This window comes from Marinobacter sp. NP-4(2019), assembly GCF_003994855.1.
In the GTDB taxonomy this organism is placed as follows: Bacteria; Pseudomonadota; Gammaproteobacteria; order Pseudomonadales; family Oleiphilaceae; genus Marinobacter.
In genome coordinates this window covers 2543738-2564565 of sequence record NZ_CP034142.1, presented here as the reverse complement: position 1 = coordinate 2564565, position 20828 = coordinate 2543738, and the positions used below count along the sequence as shown (strand labels likewise).

The 20828-nt window shown below is 48.1% G+C and carries 18 protein-coding genes; 17 read left to right on the top strand and 1 reads right to left on the bottom strand.

Annotated features, from left to right (window positions below; all coding sequences use genetic code 11):
* The first annotated feature begins 87 nt into the window (after nucleotides 1–87).
* The 11 genes from EHN06_RS11595 to EHN06_RS11545 all read left to right on the top strand — a co-directional run bounded on the left by EHN06_RS11595 (nucleotide 88) and on the right by EHN06_RS11545 (nucleotide 11417).
* Nucleotides 88–1500 (top strand): TIGR03013 family XrtA/PEP-CTERM system glycosyltransferase, encoded by a 1413-nt coding sequence (locus EHN06_RS11595; protein ID WP_127332730.1) that lies wholly within the window; start codon nucleotides 88–90, stop codon nucleotides 1498–1500.
* 62 nt (nucleotides 1501–1562) lie between these two features.
* Nucleotides 1563–2207, top strand: coding sequence for an XrtA/PEP-CTERM system exopolysaccharide export protein (locus tag EHN06_RS11590; RefSeq protein WP_127332729.1), 645 nt, complete (start codon nucleotides 1563–1565; stop codon nucleotides 2205–2207).
* A gap of 37 nt (nucleotides 2208–2244) precedes the next feature.
* Nucleotides 2245–3774: an XrtA system polysaccharide chain length determinant gene (locus tag EHN06_RS11585; protein WP_127332728.1), complete on the top strand. Its 1530-nt coding sequence runs from the start codon at nucleotides 2245–2247 to the stop codon at nucleotides 3772–3774.
* A 166-nt stretch (nucleotides 3775–3940) separates the two neighbouring features.
* Nucleotides 3941–4675, top strand: coding sequence for a polysaccharide biosynthesis protein (locus EHN06_RS11580; protein WP_228257287.1), 735 nt, complete (start codon nucleotides 3941–3943; stop codon nucleotides 4673–4675).
* Nucleotides 4668–5771 (top strand): hypothetical protein, encoded by a 1104-nt coding sequence (locus EHN06_RS11575; protein WP_127332726.1) that lies wholly within the window; start codon nucleotides 4668–4670, stop codon nucleotides 5769–5771. Before EHN06_RS11580 ends, EHN06_RS11575 begins: the two co-directional genes overlap by 8 nt.
* Before the next feature lie 26 nt (nucleotides 5772–5797).
* Entirely contained in the window at nucleotides 5798–5953 is a 156-nt protein-coding gene (locus EHN06_RS21775) for an outer membrane beta-barrel protein (RefSeq protein ID WP_416332523.1), read from the top strand.
* A 41-nt stretch (nucleotides 5954–5994) separates the two neighbouring features.
* Nucleotides 5995–6864, top strand: coding sequence for an XrtA system polysaccharide deacetylase (locus EHN06_RS11565; RefSeq protein ID WP_127332725.1), 870 nt, complete (start codon nucleotides 5995–5997; stop codon nucleotides 6862–6864).
* 30 nt (nucleotides 6865–6894) lie between these two features.
* Nucleotides 6895–8211: a FemAB family XrtA/PEP-CTERM system-associated protein gene (locus EHN06_RS11560; RefSeq protein WP_228257286.1), complete on the top strand. Its 1317-nt coding sequence runs from the start codon at nucleotides 6895–6897 to the stop codon at nucleotides 8209–8211.
* Complete coding sequence (locus EHN06_RS11555; protein WP_127332723.1) at nucleotides 8211–9188, top strand: GNAT family N-acetyltransferase; 978 nt, start codon at nucleotides 8211–8213, stop codon at nucleotides 9186–9188. The genes EHN06_RS11560 and EHN06_RS11555 overlap by 1 nt, the downstream gene beginning before the upstream one ends.
* A 6-nt stretch (nucleotides 9189–9194) precedes the next feature.
* Nucleotides 9195–10316, top strand: a complete 1122-nt coding sequence (locus tag EHN06_RS11550) for a glycosyltransferase family 4 protein (protein WP_127332722.1) — start codon at nucleotides 9195–9197, stop codon at nucleotides 10314–10316.
* A 258-nt stretch (nucleotides 10317–10574) separates the two neighbouring features.
* Nucleotides 10575–11417, top strand: a complete 843-nt coding sequence (locus EHN06_RS11545) for a polysaccharide deacetylase family protein (RefSeq protein WP_164735610.1) — start codon at nucleotides 10575–10577, stop codon at nucleotides 11415–11417.
* Nucleotides 11418–11424: 7 nt separating this feature from the next.
* Here the strand turns inward: EHN06_RS11545 and EHN06_RS11540 are convergent, their stop codons facing one another.
* Nucleotides 11425–12600 (bottom strand): ATP-grasp domain-containing protein, encoded by a 1176-nt coding sequence (locus EHN06_RS11540; protein ID WP_127332720.1) that lies wholly within the window; start codon nucleotides 12598–12600, stop codon nucleotides 11425–11427.
* Between the two features lie 407 nt (nucleotides 12601–13007).
* Between EHN06_RS11540 and EHN06_RS21770 the strand changes: the two genes are divergently transcribed.
* The 6 genes from EHN06_RS21770 (at nucleotide 13008) to EHN06_RS11510 (ending at nucleotide 20790) form a co-directional block, all read left to right on the top strand.
* Nucleotides 13008–13367 (top strand): hypothetical protein, encoded by a 360-nt coding sequence (locus EHN06_RS21770; protein ID WP_416332557.1) that lies wholly within the window; start codon nucleotides 13008–13010, stop codon nucleotides 13365–13367.
* The gene (locus EHN06_RS11530; RefSeq protein ID WP_127332718.1) at nucleotides 13285–14640 is read left to right on the top strand and encodes an O-antigen ligase family protein; all 1356 of its coding nucleotides are present in this window, start codon (nucleotides 13285–13287) and stop codon (nucleotides 14638–14640) included. Before EHN06_RS21770 ends, EHN06_RS11530 begins: the two co-directional genes overlap by 83 nt.
* A complete protein-coding gene (locus EHN06_RS11525) occupies nucleotides 14637–15872 on the top strand; it encodes a glycosyltransferase family 4 protein (RefSeq protein WP_127332717.1) in 1236 nt (411 codons plus the stop codon). Before EHN06_RS11530 ends, EHN06_RS11525 begins: the two co-directional genes overlap by 4 nt.
* 26 nt (nucleotides 15873–15898) lie before the next feature.
* Complete coding sequence (locus EHN06_RS11520) at nucleotides 15899–17185, top strand: phenylacetate--CoA ligase family protein (RefSeq protein ID WP_127332716.1); 1287 nt, start codon at nucleotides 15899–15901, stop codon at nucleotides 17183–17185.
* Between the two features lie 35 nt (nucleotides 17186–17220).
* Nucleotides 17221–19002: a hypothetical protein gene (locus EHN06_RS11515; protein ID WP_127332715.1), complete on the top strand. Its 1782-nt coding sequence runs from the start codon at nucleotides 17221–17223 to the stop codon at nucleotides 19000–19002.
* 303 nt (nucleotides 19003–19305) lie between these two features.
* Complete coding sequence (locus tag EHN06_RS11510) at nucleotides 19306–20790, top strand: hypothetical protein (RefSeq protein WP_127332714.1); 1485 nt, start codon at nucleotides 19306–19308, stop codon at nucleotides 20788–20790.
* The last annotated feature ends 38 nt before the right edge of the window (nucleotides 20791–20828 follow it).

Here is a 20828-nt window from a genome sequence, read left to right as displayed (position 1 = left end):
GATCAGAATGCAGTAAACTTTATTTCTCTGAGTTCTGCAGCATTGGATGCGTAGACGCTTTTATTATGAGCAGCAAAAGGAGTTGGCGTGGCCCACGTCAGATTGTTCAGGCACTATATTCACGTTCCTTTCGTTATTCTGGGCCTTATCGACCTGGTTGTCCTGGCCGTCAGCTTTTTAATCGCTGTCTTTTTTCGTTACTTTGGCGAACTCTCTTTCTTCTTTGACAATCTCAGGTTCCTGCTTCCGTCCGCACTCGTATTTGGCATTGTCAATCTCATCGTCATGATCGCTCTGGGTGTTCACCAGTCCCGCCTTGATGAGGGTATGTCCGGTATGATGCTGCGGACAATCTTTTCGCTCATTATCGGTGTGCCGGCTTCCGGGTTTTGTTACATCTTTGGCAATGAATGGCTATGGTATCTGGGCTTCTCTGACATACTCACATCTGCCTCTGTCTTTGGGTTGTTCCTCCTGGGTATATTCCGCCTGATTTTTTTCGCGATTGCGGGGAAGGACGCATTCAGACGGAAAGTCCTGGTCCTGGGAGCCGGGTACAGGGCCAGGCAGCTACTTATGGACCTGAAAACACCACTTAACCGTCAGGGATTCGTTTTCATCGGATTTGTTCCACTGCCGGATGAATCGGTAGAAATCGGTGAAGAACACCTGATCCGGTTGCCCACAACTCTCCTTCAGTACATCCGCAAACATCCGGTGAGCGAAATTGTGGTCGCGGTAGACGACCGCAGGAAAGGCTTGCCAATGGAAGATCTCCTGGAATGCAAAATGTATGGGGTCCGCATTGTCGATGGCGCAACCTTTTACGAGCGCGAATCCAGGAAAGTTGCACTGGAGATGGTTACCCGGGGCTGGCTGGTGTTTTCCGACGGTTTCAAGGTTTCGTCAGTGTTTGGGTTTGGCAAACGTTCACTGGACTTTCTGGCGGCAATCACCCTCTTATTGGTGAGTCTTCCATTGATGGTCCTCACCGTCATTGCCATCAAGATCGAAGATGGTATCAGGGCGCCGGTTTTGTATAGCCAGGAGCGGGTCGGGCTGAACGGGCGCATCTTCAGAGTCTACAAATTTCGCTCCATGGTGACAGACGCGGAAAAAAACGGGGCTGTCTGGGCCAGTCAGAACGACGCCAGGGTTACCAGAGTCGGGAAGGTGATCCGTAAGTTGCGTATTGATGAGTTGCCACAGATTTTTAATGTCCTGACCGGCTCCATGGCGTTCGTGGGCCCGCGGCCGGAGCGCCCGGTATTTGTACAGCAGCTGTCGGAAAAGATTCCTTTTTATAGCGAGAGACACCGGGTTAAACCGGGCCTGACGGGCTGGGCTCAGCTATGCTTTGCCTATGCGGACAACGAAGAGGATACCAGGGAAAAACTTCGCTACGATCTTTACTATATTAAGAATCAGAGTTTGTTACTGGACTTGTTGATTATAATTCAGACAGTAGAAGTGGTATTGTTCAAAAAAGGATCAAGGTAGTTTCGGGGTTGTGCTGTTCCCGAAACATGGAACGAAGCAAGGACTTGTAGAGAGGAATCACAATGTCACGGAAGTACTCCCTCGCAGGCATTGCCCTGCTCCTGGCTACGGTAGTGTTAGCTACTGGTTGTGCGGGCCCATCGGCCTCCTCACCGGATAAGATCCAGCGCGCATTGCGTCTAGATACCTCCACCAGCGTGGACGAGTATATACTCGGGCCGACGGATGTGGTGCAAGTTTCGGTCTGGCGAAACGAAGACTTGAGCATTTCTGTTCCAGTCCGACCTGACGGAAAAATTTCCGTTCCTCTTGTTGGCGACGTCCGGGCCGCTGGTCGCACGCCAGCCAACCTTGCCGAGATAATCGAGAGAAGCCTCGCACAGTACATCCGGGAACCACAAGTCAGCATCGTTGTGACATCCATGGGCAGTCACGAATACAGCGATCGCGTACGGGTAACAGGGGCTGTTCAGAAACCTGTGTCTGTTCCCCATCGCGCAGGTATGACGGTACTCGACGTTGTCCTGGGCGCGGGCGGTACTACGCCGTTCGCGGCCCTGAACAAGGCCATGCTGTACCGAAAGATGAATGGCGAAGTGGTCGCTATCCCAGTTCGGCTTGAGGATATTCTCAACGATGGCGACGTAGCAACCAATTATGCAATACGCCCAGGGGATATTCTCAGTGTGCCTGAGCGGACTTTCTGAGTTTCAGTTGCACTAAACCTATTGTGAGTTTGTCGCTATGGCTTTACCTCTATCACAGCTACCCGTTGAGATCCTGAGGGAGGTGCGGGCGAGAAAATGGCTCGCTCTCCTGCTTTTCATGGTGGTCAGTTTTGGTGTGTTGGCTGCGGGCTTTCTGTGGCCCTACAAATACCAGTCAGAGACCATCATTTTCATAGATGACCGGAATATTATCCGCCCCCTGATGGAGGGGAGTGCGGTGGCTACTGAGATCAATGATCGGGCTTCCGCAGCGAAGGAGTTGCTCTGGAGTCGAAGCGTGATGGAAAAGGTCGCTCTCGATCAATCCATTTTCGGGGAAGAGGCTGTGGACATAGAGCGTTCACAGCTTGAAGAGAGAATCGGTGCGTTACGCAAAAATCTCTCGGTGCTACCCAGAGGGGATAGCTACTTCGCCATAGCCTACCGATCCGAGTCCCCGATGAAGGCCTTTCAGATTGCCCAGCGGATGGGGCAGTTGTTTATTGAGGAAACCAACGAGCGTAAGCGTGCAGAAAGCCGTAACGCTTATGAGTTCATCAATAAGCAGGTCAAGAGCTATGAAAATCAACTGGCCGAGGTTGAGGCACGGCTCAAACAGTTTCTGTCGGAGAACGTTGACGGCACTGAGAGCGAAGCCAACAACCGGATGGCCAGCCTGAGAAATCAATTGGAACTTGCGGAACTGGAGCGTGCGGAGCTGCAAACCCGGGCGCGATCCCTGGAAAACGAGTTGAACCGGGTGAATCCTACCATTCGAGAAGGTCGGACAGTGGATGCGTATCAATCCAGGATTAACACTCTGGAGGAAAAACTGGATAACTTGCGTTTGCAGTATCACGACAGTTACCCCGACATCGTCATTCTCAAGGAACAACTGAGGGAGTTGCGCAGCCAACGTGCCAGGGCAATAGCCAATCAGGACGAAGAGTTACTTTCAGTGACGGGAGAGGACGTGTCCAACCCGGTTTACCAGGAAATCCAGTCCGAGCTTTCCAGGACCAGGGCAAACATCCAGACCGCCAACACCCGGATACGCTCCTTTGAACAGTTGCTTGCCGAGCAGTCCAGGCGAATGGAAAGAATTCAGGAGAATAAGGCTCAGTACTCCGATCTTACCCGTGATATGGAAGTGAACAAGCAGATTTATGATGACCTGCTGAAACGTCGGGAACGGGCGCGAGTTTCCATGCACCTGGATGTAGAGGGGCAGGGTCTGAACTACAGAATCAACGAGAAGGCCCAATTCCCACTGGGATCATCGGGCCCCAAATTCTCGACGTTTGCCGTGGCGGGATTGTTTGTTGGATTACTTGCGCCGTTTGGTCTTGCCGCCGGGCTACTGCAGATCGATCCCCGGGTACGCGCCAGGTACCAGCTGGAAGAGGATATCGATTTACCGGTCCTGGTCGAGCTTCCGCATGTAAGCACGCCGTTCGAGCTGCGCCGTGACCGTCGTGTCACAGTGTTGGTGGGTGCCTTCGCGATAGTTGCTGTAGTCATTTATATTGCCATTGTCGTGGCAGCTATGATGGGAGTATTCGGATGACCGAGCATAAGAATAGAATTGACGATCCTCCGAAAAGAAATGAACCTTCGTCAACCGCCACCAGCAAGACCAACGGTGAAGTCCAGGGTGACGAGAGTTATTGGCTGAAAAAAAGAATGAATTGAACGGGGATGGCGTCCCGTATTCGGAGTGGGATGACTCGAGGATGCTGGTTCCCAGTTCTCTCGAATTGGGGCCGGGTGCTGTTGACAGGTACGTCATCAGCAAACAGATCGTGCGGATGCAGGAACCGCGCCGGCTCACCCGTGATGACATGGATGAACGCCGCATCATTTACCCTGAGTCCAAAAACCGGCGTCTGGTAAATCGGTTCCGGGACTTGCGCACCCGATTATTGGAAACATCCGGGGGTAATAACTTCACAATGGTGGTTAGCGGCGCGTCACCTGGTGCTGGGTGCTCATTTGTAGCGCTGAACCTGGCCGCCGCCTTCGCTTTTGATCAATCCAAAACGGCACTGATTATAGACTGTAATCTCAGAGAGCCGTCCTTGCATACAACCCTGGACATCCTGCCGGAATCCGGCTTGACGGATTTCCTGGATGATTCGGACTATGACATTGCACGAATTCTTTACCCGACGGGTATTCCCAGACTTCGTCTGATTCCTGCAGGTAGTCAGCGGGAAATTCCTGCGGAGTTTTTTACGTCTTTTCGAATGAAGCAGTTTCTCCAGGCCGTGAGACGGCGTTATCCGGATCGCTTCATTATTCTGGACACTGCCTCCATTTCTGAGTCACCCGACGCCCGTATCCTGGCGGAACTGTGTGATTACGCTATGTTGGTGGTGCCCCATGGCCGGGTTACGCCGGATTTGGTGGAACAGGCTGCGACAGCCTTCAATTCTGAAAAGTTTGTGGGAGCGGTCATTAATGGCTAACCGGCAAGGTATAAGAGTTGTCTGCCCGTTGAGAGAGTTGTTGGTCGGAATTCTGGTCGTAACTCCTTTTTCACTTCAGGCTGCGCCAGCACAGGTTTCCGGTGAACTGAATTCCAGGTATACCGACAATGCCGCTCAATCAGGCATCAACGAGGAGTCGGATATTGAATCCCGTGCTTATCTCGGTGTTCGGCACACATCGGATCCCGGGCAGTGTAATTCGGACCTCGGTGCAAGGCTTGGTTACGGTTATTGGTTGGACGACACCTTTGATCCTGAAACCTATGCCAGCCTGGATTTTGCGGGTGACTGCCGCATTGTTGACGGTCTGATCTGGCAAGTGACTGATAATATGAGGGACATAGACCAGGACAGCCGCGCCAACAATAATCCGGATAATAAAACCCGCAAGAACGTTTTTCGGACCGGGCCAGTGTGGACCCTGAGGCTCAGCCCTGTTAACCAGCTGTCCTTCGCTGCCGAGTACGAAAATACGGAGTTCAGCGAACCGGAGGAAACGGACGGGGAGCGTTATATCGGTACCGTCGCGTACAACCATTTTTTCAACTCCACCCTCACAGGAGGTGTAACAGCATCCCGGGATTGGGCGGAGCTGGATACCGAAGAAGAGATTGACCGGGAGACACTGAGCCTGACATTCAGTAAGGACTGGGCGGCGACCAGCCTGAATGGGTCTTTAGGTGTCAGTGAGATTGAAACCTCCCTGAATGATACTACCCGTAGCACCGACGGTTTTGTGGGAAACCTGGAAGTTGTCCGTCAAGTGAATCCGACCACTGAGATGTCCCTTGAAGCGAGCCGGGAATTGACAGATCAGACGTCAGACTTTGACATTCGTTTCGGCGAGTTTGTGTTCAGACAGGAGCAAACGGGTGCAGTAGAAGTCTCAGCTGTGCGATTTCGAACGACGACAGAGTTCAGTGCTGGCTCCAGTTTGGCATTGACGGCGTTTGCCAGCCGATCAGACTATATCGACCTTGGTACGGAAGAGGAAAGCGCTGGCTATAATGTTAGCTATCGCCGTCCTGTCACTGCCCGGCTTAGTGCAACACTCGGGGAGGATATAACTACCTGACCTACAGTGATGATGATACTGCTGATGTGTTATACCGCCTTAATGCAGGACTTGATTTTCAGCTCAGTCGCAAACTGAGTCTGGTGAGCAGAGTTGGGCATGATGAGCGTGATAGTAAAATTCCCACGCGCAAATTCGCCGAAAACTGGGTTTCAATCGGGTTGAACTATCAGTTCCTCTAGAGCAGGAAATCCGAGAGAGTCGGCAGGCAGGGATAGACGCCATGAAACCATCGATCACGAATGCGCTCACTATAGATGTGGAAGACTATTTCCAGGTTGCGGCGCTGTCGGAAGCGGTCAGCCGCGACGATTGGGATTCCATGGAGTATCGCGTCGAGGCCAACACAGATCGATTGTTGGCGTTGTTTGACGATCGTAACGTCAGGGCGACTTTTTTCACCCTGGGTTGGGTCGCGGAGCGCTCCCCCGCGTTGGTTAGAAGGATAAAGGACGCTGGCCACGAAGTCGGCAGCCATGGATACAGCCACCAGCTTATCTACAGTCAGACGCCAGGGGTCTTTCGGGAAGAGACACGAAAGTCAAAACAGATTCTCGAAGACATACTCGGCGAGCCTGTCACCGGTTATCGGGCCGCGAGTTACTCCATTACCGCCCGCTCCCGTTGGGCCCTGGATATCCTGTGCGAAGAGGGGTTCACTTGGGACTCCTCCATATTCCCGGTTCATCATGATCGCTACGGAATGCCCGGAACGCCGTACGGCCCCTACCTGCTTGAGGCCCCCAATGGTGGGACGCTCACAGAGTTCCCATTATCCACCTGCCCGATCGGGCAATACCGGTTACCTATCGCAGGCGGTGGCTATTTCCGCCTGTTCCCTTATTGGTTAAGTCGTTGGGGATTGGGGAGAATTAACAGGGCAGGGCAGCCGTTTATTTTCTACCTGCATCCATGGGAAATTGACACCGAACAGCCGCGATTGAAGGTGAAAGCCCTGTCGCGCTTCCGGCACTATAACAACCTTGATAAGTGCATGGGCCGACTAGAGGGATTGCTTGGGGATTTCCACTTCGGCTCTGTATCCGATGCCCTCAAGGGCGTCAAGCTATCCCCAAAAGCTGTGGCTGTTTAAGAGTTGTTCTTTAAGGATGGTGAAATGGGAATGGAAGTACCTACCGCTGACCTGGAAAACTCCAAAGCCAGGCTTGACCAGCTTAAAGGGATAAAGGGGCAGCTCAGTCGCCAGGTGGGAGAAGCTCGCAAATGCGGAGAGAGCCCAGGCAAGCTGATTGCTGATTTGCGACACGTGTCTGAGGAAATCAAACGAATCAACAAGCTGCTCAAAAAACAGCTTAATGAGGCACAAGCCAAAGAAACCAAAGAGAAATGGACGCCCCCCTCCGTTGAAATACCTCTCGCTATTGCTGATAAGCAGGCCAATGCTCCCATCAGGATTGAAGTATGTAATGAGGCGATAAAACCAGCCGCTAATGCCTATGTTGATTCTCACCCCGGCGCGTCAATATGGCACAGGCCTGTAATCTCGACCTTTATTGAAAGCACTTACGGCCACAGGACTCGTTACCTTTGTGCACTGGATACGAATGATAGGGTGCTTGGCGTATTGCCGGTCATACAACTCCGCAGTCGCATTTTTGGTAACTTCCTCGTCTCCCTGCCTTACTTTAACTACGGTGGCGTGTTGGCTGACAACAAGGACGTTGCGAACAGGCTGATAAGCGCTGCCGACCAATGGCGGCAAACGCTCGATAGCAAACATCTGGAGATGCGAGCCGGTCGGGATCACGGTTTGGGTCTGCCCCAGAAGACAGACAAAGTCACCTTCTGGCTGCCGTTACCCGATAACACCGAGCAATTATGGGAGAGTTTCCAGCCAAAACTTCGCTCCCAGATCCGCCGGGGAAAACGGGAAATGACGGGGCTTACCATCGGAGGTCCGGAGTTGTTGGGTGAATTCTACCGGGTCTTCTCGGAGAACATGCGTGACCTGGGGACGCCTGTATATGGACGGGCGTTTTTCCGGAACCTGTTAAGCAGTCTGGAGGGGCACGCCTGGCTGGTGATTGCGCGAATTGATGGTAAGGCAGCCGGGTGCGCCTTCCTGACCAGTTATCGGGGCAGGATGGAGGTTCCCTGGGCGTCTACGCTACGCCGCTATAACCGTACCGCTATTAATATGATTATGTACTGGAAGATGCTGGAATTTGCCGTCCAGCAGGGTTGTAGTGTGTTTGATTTCGGTCGTTGTAGTCGGGATGCCGGAACTTACCACTTTAAACAACAGTGGGGAGCTCAGCCGCTGAAGCTTTATTGGGATTATGTGTTGCCCGAAGGAAAGAGGCTTCCTGCGTTGAATCCTGATAACCCGAAGTTCAGGCTACTGATCGCTGCCTGGCAGCGGTTGCCGGTTTGGGCTGCCAACCTGATCGGCCCTCATGTTGTTAAGGTATTGCCGTAATGAGTCTTTTCCAGACGAAAGCCTGGCAGAGTGCCTGGTGGGAAACTTGGGGACAGCAAAAAAGTTTTCGGCTTATTCGGAAGTGGGACGGCAAAGTTTCCGGGCTGTATGAGTCGACATATCGTCTGAAAGGCCTACTGCCCATCCGGTCGTTACAGTTTGTCGGAACCAGCCATAGAGAGCTCAGAACGCCAAGAACCGAATATAACACGTTTTGCAATGGCACCCTGACTGGGGCAGCGCTGGTAACCGCGATGGAGCGGGTTCTGGAGAGGCATCCATGGACAGAAATCGTCTTCAATGATTTGCTCGGTGGGTCCGAGGAGGTATCTGCTCTGGTAACAATTGCAGCGACCCATCGATGGGCTTTTCGAATCATTGCATCGGATGACGGTTATGCCGTAGCAACGAAGGAGAGCTTCAAGGGCTATCTTGCGTCGCTTGGCGCGAACAGTCGTCGGCGCCTCTACAATCGCAGGAGACTTCTGGAGTCTCTGGGGGAAGTGCATCTGGAGAACCTCTGGCCGGATAACCCGGAACTCTTTTTTGAGACACTGAACCGATTTCATCGTGCCAGGTGGGATAAAAACTGCGCCAATGAAAAGAGCCTGGCATTCCATATGAAATTCCTCTCCAGGGTAGAGGAAGAACACGGAAAACCACTGTTGTCCGTTCTGCGATGCAACAATGAAATAGTGTCGGTTCTGTACAACGTTTGGTATTGCGGAGTGGTTTATAATATACAGGCGGGGTTTGAGGAAAACTTCCATAACAAGCTGTCACTGGGATCGCTTCACCTGGGATATGCCATTGAGGAAGCATTCAATTGCCCGGTCACTCAAAAGTTCGATTTTCTCGCTGGAGAAGGCAAGAACGAGAACTACAAATCGAGATTTGCGACTGAAAGGTACCAGTTTATCTCCGTGATGCTGGTAAAGAGTGTACTTTTCCGAGCCCTTTACTGGATGAGAGGGTAAGCACGCATGACAGGGACCGCTGGGAAGACCATTCTCCACCTTATTGACACTACAGGGCCGGGTGGCGCAGAAACTGTTTTCATCAGCTTACTGGATAAATTAAAGGGAACTGAGTTTCAGAACGTTGTGGTATTGCGTGGAGAGGGCTGGGTAGCGGACCAGGTGCGCAGCCTCGGCCTTTCTCCCCATATCATTGACTCTAAAGGCAGCTTCAATCTGGGGTATATCAGAGCCTTAAGGCATCTGCTCAAAGCCGAGAAGGTAGACCTGATTCACGCACACCTCCTCGGCTCTAACGTTTACGGAGCCCTGCTGGCGCTTATTTGTCGAACGCCCATGATAGCCACCTTTCATGGCGCTGTGGATGTGGCTGCTGGCGAGCGGTTTCTTCGAACAAAGTTCTCTATCATAGGTTGGGGGGCATCCTCCGTTGTCTGTGTGTCTAAACGGCTGCAGTATGAACTTGCCGAGCGCAGCCCTTTACCGAAACATAAGCTCAAATTGATCTACAATGGTGTTAATCCGGAGATATTCAGTCGTGCCCCGGCCACAGCCTTGAGGGAAGAACTGGGACTGTCTGAGGACGCCACGCTGGTTGTTTCTGTCGGCAACGTCCGTCCCGCCAAGGGGTATGAATATCTCGTGGACGCGGCTGTGAATATGGCGGATGTCGACACGAATACGCACTTTATTGTGGTAGGCCATCAGCGGGAGGAGCTGTTCAATAAACTGAAGGCTCAGGTTGCAGAGGCGCCGCGGCAACCAAACATCCACTGGCTCGGGTTTCGGCAGGATGTGGCGGATGTTCTCAGGCAGGCAGACATTTTTCTTTTGCCCTCGATATCGGAGGGGTTCTCCATCTCCACTGTGGAGGCCATGATGGCCGGAGTGCCGGTGATAGCAACGAGAAGCGGGGGACCAGAAGAGATCATTGTGGACGGAGAGAGTGGGCTTCTTGTTCCTATTAAAGATCCTGACGCAATTGTCCGCGCAATCCTGAATCTCAAAGAAACAGCTTTGTGCAGGGAAGTTACGGAAAGGGCCCGCAAAACTGCCTATGACCGATTTAGTCTGGAAAGTATGCTGCAGTCGTACTTTGGGCTCTACCAGAGTTTAGTAACACGCTAAGCTGTCAGTATCGGTAGCAAGGGGGAACTCTTCGACATTTCCGATCAGGGAGGCGGGATGGTGAAGTCTGTTCTGGTTAAGTTGGCGAACCTTATAGGTGAAACCGGACTGTACCGTTTTCTCTGCCCGGAACGTTTGCCTGTTTTTATGCTCCACAGGGTCATGGAGGGCCAACCCGACCTCCCAGGCGCACTGCCCGCGGATACCTTGCGTACGTACTTGGAATACCTCGTCAGCCGGAATTACCAAGTCCTCTCGATGGAGGATCTCTGGCGAATACTGGAGGAAGGGGATGAGATTCCGTCGAAGTCCGTTATGTTTACTATCGATGATGGGTTCTATGATCATCACGATGTGGCTGCCAGCATATTCGACGACTTTGGTTTCCCGCTGAATTTCTTTGTTATCACCGGTTTGCTGGATCGGGAGCTATGGCCTTGGGATGACCAGATCAACTACGCATTGCACCATGCAAGTATCCCAAACGCGGATATCCAGCTTCCTTCCGGTGAGATGTATTCCGTTAACCTGATGGCTGGCACATTGAGGCAGTCAGCCCGGGGGCTCAGGAATGCCCTGAAAGCTGAGCGCCAGGAGTATATCTATGACTGGCTCAGGGCCGAACTGTACCAAAAGCTGGACGTTGAGTTTCCTGCTGATATACCGCAAGAGTACCGGCCGATGTCCTGGGACGATGCGAGGTCTTTGCGGGCCAGGGGGCACGGTGTTTACCCTCATACCTGTTCACACCGGATTCTTTCAACGCTTTCTACACAAGCGAAGCATCACGAAATCAATACATCCCTCAGCCGAGCCAAGAGTGAACTGGGCTACCTTCCGGATGTATTTGCCTACCCAACGGGACGCCTGTCTGACTACGACAGCGTAGATATAGAAGAACTCAAAAAAGCCGGGTTCAAAATGGCGTTCAATACCGTGTCGAATTATGTCAGGCGCGGGCAGAGCCAGTACGAACTTTCACGATTTTCCGTACCGGAAGACACGGCCAAATTCCTGCAGATCGTCAATCGCTTCGAAGCACTGAATGATTGGAGAGCCCATCATTCCCCACTGGCAGTCAATTCTTTCCCTGCCCGTTGAGCGGGCTTCAACGCCTCAGCGCAAGTATGTATTGCTTTAACTCAAACCAGAACGGTCGAAGGTCATGCCAGCGATTGACCTCATGCCGTGTTCGCAGGCTGGGCTTGAGAAAGCGTAGGATTTCCGTCAATTTCTCAGTTAATGAGTAGGTAGAGGCTGGTGCCTTCAATACCAGGTAAAGCCTGTCGAGATCACCCAGCAGCCAGCGCATTCGGCGATGCTGCCAGTCGGCCTGAGGGATGGATTCCCCGGTACTGACCAGGTAAAGCCACCAGGGAAAATCGATACCGGAATCTATAGCCAGCTGTAACGATCCCCAGAACCTTGGATTCACCTCCATCAGGTAGCCTGTACCATCCGAGGACACCCGAAACTCGACCATGGCCACACCATGCCACCTTACATGCTGGAGAAGCTTGTCAGCAGCGTCCTTGAGCTGTTGATTCACTGGAGCTGATTCGCTCAATACGCTCACACCACCATCGGGTGGTTTTTCCCTGAGCCTCTTGTGGGCGAAGTAACACACGGGCTCGCCATGATCAAACAGGGCAAAGATACCTTGGCCACTGCCCTCTATGAACGATTGTAGGGTGAATGGGAAATCAAAGTACGGGTGCTTTTCCAGAACAGCCTTTGCTTGTTTCCTGGATCTGGCTACTGACACCTGCGTTGACAGAATGGAATCCTGCTGCAAGATTTTAGATTTGTAGGGCTTCAATACCAGCGGATAGCGGTCAATACGATCCAGTACCCTTAATCCGTCATCAACGGAGTGGCAGAATAGGGTCTTTGGTACGGCGATTCCCAGCTTCTGTGCAAGCTTGAAAAGTTCATTTTTGTTCGCCAGCTGCTCGACAGCCTGGTTATCGGGAAAAGGGAGTACTACCTTTTCAGGCAGTTCATCACGATACCGCAAGAGCACGTAAGTGGTGGCTTCCGTGACAGGAAGGAGAAACGAAATACGAAGCTCAAGAATCTGCCGCAGGAGCTCGTCAAAGAACAGCCTGGGAGAACTGAAGGGATCGGGATAGGCAAGGGTGGCGCTGCAGAACCGTGAAGAACCGGCCAGAGACGTTGTTGAACTCTCGCCAACCGCTACCCATAGACCTTTGGATCCGAGAGATCTTACTGCGGCCAGTGATGCACGCTGGTTTCCGTCCAGCACCAGAATTCTGGGTTCCATGGGTGGCAACGTCCTGCGCCTGTCGCAACTTTAACAATGGTCACTCGATTATCGTGCATAACCGGAGTAAATTCTATCGCAGTGATCTAGAATCACTGAAGGGGATTGCCTGAGGATAAAGGAAGACTGCCTCAGGAACGTGACCACTCACTCAGATGAGAGGCTCGTGGCATGACAGATAACCCGAAAACGATCGGGATGGACACTGCCAGTAATAGGGAGATTATGCATTGAACCGGTTGGTATATGAGCGGTTTGGGTCAAAAAATGGATTTGTCCGATTTCTCGGCCACTCGTTTTTGGCGCAGATGGGAGTCTATAAGCGGTTTTCCAATACGCTGCCGGAGAGCTTTCAGCGGCTGGTTTTCGTTTGCAATGGCAATATTTGCCGTAGCCCTCTGGCAGAGGTGTACGCTCGTAGTCTCGGTAAACAGGCCGCTTCCTGCGGTTTGAATTGTGGTGATGGTTTTCCTGCGGATCCTCGTGCAAAAAGGTTTGCGGAAGCGCAGGGGCTGACTCTCGATAGTCATAAGACTGTGAATGTCCGTGCCTTCGAGTTCCGGAAGACTGACTTCATTGTTGTTATGGAACCATCCCACATTGCTTCATTTCAGGAAAAAGTAAGTCGGGACTATCCAGTCGTGCTTGCTGGTAGCTACTGTCGAAGTGCAAACCCATATATTCATGACCCGTTTAATTGTTGCGATGAGTTTTTCACTCATTGTGAGAGTAAGGTTATGGAGGCAGTGCGGGGGATTTGTGGTTAGAAAGAAAAAGTCTATCAGTGAAGAAGACTTATACTCTTTAAAGCTGTCCTCAATCTGGCAATACTTTAAAGGTGAGAGCTTCGCCTTTTGGATGATATGTGCCTACCTGTTTTTTGAGTATGTAAGGCCTCAGTTAATTTATCCGGCGATAGATTTTTTGCCTTGGACACAAATTGTATTAATTGGATCTATACTTGGATGTTTTTCGGACAAGTCCGTCCGATGGGTTTCATCATCTGTCAATGTGCTATTGATTGCTTTTCTTTTTGTTATTTTGTCGTCCAGCTTTTTTGCGTACTTTCCGGAAATATCTTACAAAAACCTGGAAAAGTATTATTTGTGGGTGATTATATATTTTCTAATAATAAATATAGTGAATACAAGAAAAAGATTCTTTATATTTTTATCTATATTTCTTTTGTCGTCGTTTAAGCTATCGCTTTCACTTTCTATGTACTGGGCCCAACGAGGATTTTCGTTCACCGACTGGGGGCTAATGGGGCCACCAGGCTTTTTCCAGAATTCTGGCGAACTATCGATTCAAATGTTGGTTTTCTGGCCTATAGCCTGGGCATTTGCACATTCGCTAAAGCCATATGTCAATAGAAAATGGTATCTGGTTCTGATGTTGATGCCTATAACAGCCATTATGGTGATCCTTGGGGCAAGTTCCCGAGGTGCACAACTTGCACTTGCCTTGCAGATCCTGGTTATGAACTATCGGTATTTGTTAAAGCCAAAAGTCATAATTTCAGTCGGGGTGTCATTATTTTTGATTTGGAGTTTTCTTCCAGAGGAACAAAAGAACCGTTTTGAAACAATTGGCGAAGATGGCACCTCTCGCCAGCGGATACTGTATATGGAAAATGGGATCAAAATGATTGAGAACAACCCGTTTTTAGGGGTTGGTTATTTTAACTTTGCTCCATATTATGAAAAATATTTCCCGCATGATGTAATACTTGGACGGGCGGAGCTTCCCCACAATATATTTATTCAGGTAGGCACTGATACTGGTTTTGTAGGTTTATCTATTTTTCTTGCTTTATTGATTTTGGCTTTTAATATTGCACGAAGTTTCAAGGCTGAAGGATGTGAGCAGAATCAGAGCATGATTGGGAAGTGTGCAAATCTTTCGCTTATTGGTTTCATCGTTGCGGGACAATTCGTCACCGTAACGTATTACCCGTTTCTGTGGATTCACCTGGCATTAATTGTCGCTATGAATAATAGTTTCAATATTAAACCTAAGCGAAAGAAACTAAAGTTATGAAGATACTTTGGCTATCGCATCTGATTCCTTACCCTCCCAAGGGTGGAGTATTACAGCGCTCTTTCAATATGATTAGGGAAGTGGGAAAGTATCACAATATTACCTTGGTCGCATTTAATCAGGATGGTTTTTTGAAGTCTAGTCTTCCGGATTCTGAAGACCCTATAGAAGTTGCTAAGAAGGAGTTGCTCCAATTCGTTGATTCGATTCATGTATGCGAAATTCCGGAGAATTTGATTCCTGGAGGTCGTTACGTTGTAGCTTTAAAGGCTTTGCTGAGTGCACAGGCGTATAATATGGTATGGCTTCAATCCAAGTCCTCATACAAACTGATCAAAGACCTGGTTTCCGAAACGTCTTTTGATGCAGTTCATCTGGACACTATCAGCTTATGCATATTTTCAGATATCTTTAAAGACCTACCTTTGGTACTTAATCACCACAACTTTGAATCTCAAATGTTAAGGTCAAGGGCAATAAGTGAACATCATTGGATTAAAAGTCTGTACTACAGGCTGGAGTCTTATAGGCTACTAAATAGTGAAATTGAGTACTGTCAAAAAGTCAACCTGAACTTGACGTGCTCTGATGATGATTCCAAATCAATGGAAAAAATAATCGGTATTGACAATTTCATTTCTGTTCCAAACGGTGTTGATGTCTCCTATTTTTATCCGAATCCGTCCGTAAAAATTTTGGATGGAAGCATTGTCATTGTTGGAGGCCTTTCGTGGTACCCAAACCGGGAAGCGGTTGAATATTTCATCCGTGACATATGGCCCCTGATAAGGACGCAGATTCCTGGAACTACAGTGGACATCATTGGTCGAGGGCCAACTAGTGAAATGTTGAAGTTAGCGGAGGTTGACGAAAGAGTCTTTGTGCACGGCTTTGTAGATGACGTAAGGGAGTACTTATGGCGATCCCAGTTCTATGTATGTCCGATTAGGACCGGAGGCGGTACTAAATTGAAAATCCTGGATGCGCTAGCCACAGGTTCGTGCATCATTGCGGATCCATTCTCATGTAAGGGCATCAGGGTAAGAGATGGTGAAAACGTGCTTTACGCGAAGAATCCTCAGGATTATGTTGACCAGATCAGATATTTGATTGATCACCCTGAACAGCAAACGAGGCTAAGGAAGGCTGGCCCCGAGCTTATAAGGAGGCTTTATAGTTACGATAGGATAGGAAAGGGGTATTCCCAGGCAATTTCGGGGCTGATCAAATAGGATTAAATTCAAGGAGGATAGCATCGATGGAGTCGACGTTAGCACGGAAACTGTTTGAAGCAGGCGCGAGGTCAAGAAATCCGAGCCTGTTTCAGCAGTATGAATATCTTAAATCCACGGAATGGTTGTCCCGGCAAGAGCTCGACAAGATCCAGCTTGAGAATACAGTAAAACTGTTGGAATTCGCACAATGTAACTCCCCTTATTATAAGAAAGTGTTCGAAGATGCAGGTTTCAATACCCGCCAGTTCTCAAAGTTATCTGATCTGAATTTTTTGCCGGAGTTGGACAAGGCAACTTTAATTGTTGAAAACTCTAGGATCCATACCTCTGGTATAGCTGAGAAGGTTCGACTCGCCGAGACGTCGGGTACCTCAGGAGAAGCTTTGGCATTTTATAGAAATGAGCGGTGGGACTCATTAAACCGCGCTGCAATGATGCGGTCATATGACTGGTATGGTGTCAAGCCTTGGGATAGAAACGGCTATCTATGGGGATACAACACCAACTCTCTCCAAACAGCTAAAGTTAAAATCCTGGATTATATACAGAACAGATTTCGACTATTTAATTATTCAAATTCAGAGATAAGAAAGTTTTGCCATAAATTATTAGATGCTTCATTTATCTCTGGGTATTCGTCAATGGTTTATGAAGTCGCCAAATGTGTAAATGAACTCGACCTAGGCCCGATACCTCTGAAGATGGTAAAGGGAACGTCTGAGATGATATTGGATGTTTATCATGAGGAGACGGTCAGAGCCTTTGGTGGTAGGATCATTAGTGAATATGGCGCTGCTGAGTCAGGATTAATTGCATTTGAGTGTCCCTATGGAGGGATCCACGTAAATATAGAAAATGTTGTTCTTGAAGAAGCAGAAAATGGTGGATTATTGGTAACTAACCTGTGTTCGTATTCGTTTCCAATTATTCGATATCGTTTGGGCGATATGGTTACTTTAAGTGATGATTCATGTAAATGTGGAAGAAAGCATCCTTTAATAAAAGATATCTGCGGTAGGAAGGGCGCGAATGTTCAAGGCGTAACCAGTAAGTTTCCGGCTCTTACATTCTACTATGTCTTCAAGAATCTGGCACTGGAGAAGGATATTTTCCTAAACTATAAAGCTATTCAACAAAATAAAGGAGAAGTAGAAATTTTAATAGAGGGAAATGATAACAATCGGTATCTGAAAGAAATTAATGAGCAGTTACAAAAATACTTCGGCGAAGATGTGAATTTTTCCATTATATTCGTTGACCGGTTCGCTATCGATATGAAGAAAAGGCAATATTTTGAGACAAGCTTATAATATTGCTGCAAAGGCAACCGATAGGGACAAACAGTATGGCTTTTTTCTCAATAGATTTATCTGGTCAATCCCAAAAGTATATTGACAACCTAGATGTTCCTGTAAAGGAGGTTTCTATAGGTACCGCTTGGTCAGTCTATTATGATGAATTGCTTGTTAGTCGTGTCGAGCTTCATGGCTGGATATTCCTCTGGTATGGAGAATTCAATGCAGCTCCGAATTTTGAACGTGTAGCCTGTTTGCTTGATTCTGGATACTTTCAGGAGTTATGGGGGAACCGCGGAGTTCTGATTGCTATTGATAGAAGTACTAGTGCTGCTTATTTGTTTAATGACTGTTATGGCTCATTCCCTGTTTACTATTCCGAAACAGAATCATGTCCATCACCCGCTGTTTCTAGCTCTATACGAAGTTTATCCTGCAGCAAGCAAGTTGACTGGCCATCATTTTATCAGTTCCTTAGTTTTGGTTATGTTTTTGGTGGCTACTCATTATATAAGGGGGTCAGTCGACTGAGAGCAAACTCCTATCTTAAGATTAGCTTTGGTAATGATGCTTTATCTATAGGCAGGCATGATCTGAAGAATTTCTGGGTCTCTGGTAATACAACGGGCAAACCTAAATTAGACGACCTTATTGATATTTTACGCGAAGAGGCAGAAGGATTCGATAATACCCAAATTATGATGTCTGGTGGGTGGGACTCTCGATTGGTACTTTCGATCCTGAAGAGAAAAGAGCCAACACTATTTACACATGGAAATCTGAATAGTAGAGAGATACAGATTGTCAAAGATATCGCCTCTTTTTGTCAGTTACCGTTAAAAGAACAGTCGATATCGGATATTGATTTCAACGTCGATCTTTTCTCAAGATATCTGTTTGAAAATGATTCGGCAATGTTCACCCATTGGTCTGCAGCGGGCTTATATGCCCGTGAAAATAATCTGATAATGACCGCTGGCACCTTTGGAGAGGTCCTTGGTGGTCATTATGGTACGCTTAATGCTCTTAAAGGAGGGGGGAAGTATGCCTCGCTTCTTATGCATACCTTGGGGTTGGGGGGAGTATTTGATAAATTTCTTGGGTTAGGTCATTCAAGCGTTGTACTAAACCATTTAAAAATGAAAAGCTATGGTGTTTTTTGGTTCTTAAATAAAGAATTGTTAGAGGTGCTGCGTTCCAAGAACTTAATTGAAGAATCTAATCGTAGATTGCTACGAGAATTTGAATATTATCGAGAACAAGGAATGGAAAATGCTCAAGAAATGTTTGAGAGGTTTTATACAGAGCATCGCGGTGGACAATATATCAATCTACAACTAACAAACTCTTCCAGTAGGTCTAAGTACAGGAACATTTTTACAAATAAAGATCTTATACATAATATATCCTCGATATCGTTTGGTGACAGGGCTCATAATAAAATTAACAAGAAAATAATAAATAAACTGAGCCCACAGCTTTTACGCTACCCCATGGCGGCGACGCTAGTGAACGCCGATCGTCCCTTACTGATTCAGGAAGGCTCTCGTGCAGTCAGGAAAGTTATTGAGAACAACCCACATATGAGTTCGTTATACAGATGTCATGCAAGATACGGGAACAGAAGTTTTGGATGGAATAACTTCAAGGATGTGGTGAATGGAAATTTTATAGAGAAATTATCTCCGTTGTTGGGACAATCGCTCTGGGATCTTAGAAAGATCGAAGAGACAATCAATGCTGATAAGACAACAAATATGTATCCCCTGTTCGATATGGTGTCCAAGGCAATCACTTTGAATCATATTGTTGGTGACGCTCCCATAATATGAGTTTCGCTTTCACCAGAATGTCCTGGTTTCTCTATTCTGAAATCTAGATTCCTTTTTGTAATAATATTATTTTTTTTATTCTTTTACTGTCGTTTTAGTTAACTTGTCACAGTTTAGCGATGAAAGGATAGGATAAAACCAAACCATTACAATTGGTTATATGAAATAGTTAATGTCGCAGAAGGCAGGATACTTGGTGAACACTGCTGGATAGAAGAGGAGGGCTATTAATTCATTTTGTCTAATTTTTGAGCTAACCTTGAGTGGTAAGAGGTTGTGTAACGACAAAGGAAGTTTTCGCCTATGAAGCTCAGCATTAAGCGTTCATCGCATGGAAGTTTTCCTTCTTTAGCATGGGTTGCTAACAAAAATTCAAAAGAATCAGGCACTTTGTCGGTCTGGTGCGGGGATCTTGTTGAAACTGGTGAGAATTACCTCGTTGAAGGAGTCTGGCCAGGTGCCTTTGATAACATAGATTTTGATGAATCAGAGCTATTCTACGGTAGCGGGCTGCGAGTCAGAGGCAGTGATGTTTGTTTCGTAAGTTCGTGCTCGACCGTTGATCGGTTGTGGTGTCACAAAGATGGGGAGTCGGTGACAGTCTCCAACTCATTACCTTGTCTGCTTGGCATTGCGAATGTTGATCTTGTCTGTGAGCACAATGGGTACGCGCAAGCAGTCGAAACTATCGTTAAAGGTCGAAGCTATAGGAAAGATTTTCCTGTAACCCGGGGAAGCCTGGAGATTCACTATTTCGAGAACCTTGTACTGAATGATGCAGGGTTGGTGGCCGCTTCCAAACCGGAGCATATCCGTGGATTCACCGATTTCGATAGCTATTCACAATTCTTGAACGAGACGGCGGAAGGGATTGGTCGTAACGCCAAGGATCCCTCTCGCAAGAATCCAATAACCATCATGAGCACCGTATCACGAGGCTATGATAGTCCTGTTGCTTCAATATTGGCACGTACAGCCGGGGCCCGGAAAGCAGTCACGATCAAGTCAGCCAGAAGTCTTATTCCAAGGCAAGACTCAGGTGCACTTATCAGTGATTTATTGGGTCTGGAATGTGAAGAGTACACGAATACTCGGAAGAATATCAAGGATGAACTCTGGTATTGGGCCGCTAATGGTAGTCTTCAGGATATGAATTTTTCTGTCTTTCGCTATCCTCGTGGGCCATCATTAATGTTTACCGGCTTTAATGGGGATATGGTCTGGTCGAGGGGAAGCTCAACATCTGATGATTATCTGAAAAGGAAAGACTCTACTGGAGTGGGCTTTTGTGAGCACCGGTTGGTCGAAGGAGTCATACACTGTCCCGTGCCATTTTGGGGTATTCGGCACCTCAAGGATATCAAACGGATCAGTGAGGATGGGGAAATGACTCCTTGGTCTGTGGGTGGTGACTACGACAGGCCAATACCTCGACGAATAGTTGAGTCGGAGGGTGTTCCTCGCGACTATTTTGGTCAGAAGAAGAGTGCAACGACGGTAGATGAATTGTTACTCTTTCCTGTTGCTCGCCATTTAATGAAAGAGTATGAAAAGTTTTTGGATTATTACTCTTCGAATCCAATTAAGATTTATAGGTTCTACTTGTCTAGAAAAATTATCGATATATGGAGGTCTGTGTTAAGGCAAAGAATAATTGATATTTTAGGAGGTGTCCCGATAATAAATAGTTTTTCTAAAACATTTGGTTGGGAGGATTACTTGTTTCCATGGGCTAACCAAGCGTTAAAGCCCAGCATTTTTAAATTGAAGGAGGACATAAAACAATAGACTAAATGGTTTCATCAACATACTGGAAAATTAATGTG